The following is a 547-nucleotide window of genomic DNA, read 5'->3' as shown; positions in this document are numbered from 1 at the left end:
CTTTGGCACGAGCAAAGATGGGCTTCATCACAAACGCTGAGTTATAAACAAATTCAGACAGACGCTGACGATAGGCTTGCATGTCATCGATTGGTAGTGTGGCAACGCCTGAATCCATCGCGGCTTTAGCAACAGCCGACGCGATTTCAATGATTAGATTTGGCTCTAGAGGGCCAGGAATCAGGTAATCACGACCAAAACTCTGCATCTTTTCGATATTTCTAGCGCTGGTAGTTGGCGTGGCTTCGACGTGTGCCATTGCAGCGATTGCTTTTACGCAAGCGACTTTCATCTCTTCGTTGACGGTTGTCGCACCAACATCCAATGCACCGCGGAAGATGTATGGGAAACATAGCGCATTGTTTACTTGGTTTGGATAGTCTGAGCGACCGGTTGCCATGATGACGTCTGGACGTACCGCATGTGCCAGTTCTGGCATGATTTCAGGTGTTGGGTTGGCAAGTGCAAAGACGATAGGGTCTTTTGCCATACGGCGAACCATATCTTCTGATAGTGTACCTGGCATTGATAGGCCTAGGAACATATC

General features: G+C 48.6%; 1 protein-coding gene. It reads right to left on the bottom strand.

The window, feature by feature from the left end; all coding sequences use genetic code 11:
- Window positions 1-547: malic enzyme-like NAD(P)-binding protein (locus tag ACS8FC_RS20210; protein ID WP_439298098.1), on the bottom strand; the 547-nt coding region annotated here is incomplete at both ends.

Source organism: Psychrobacter sp. 1Y4, assembly GCF_051847555.1.
The sequence above is the reverse complement of the archived record's forward strand: the minus strand, read 5'-3'. Positions and strand labels throughout refer to the sequence as shown.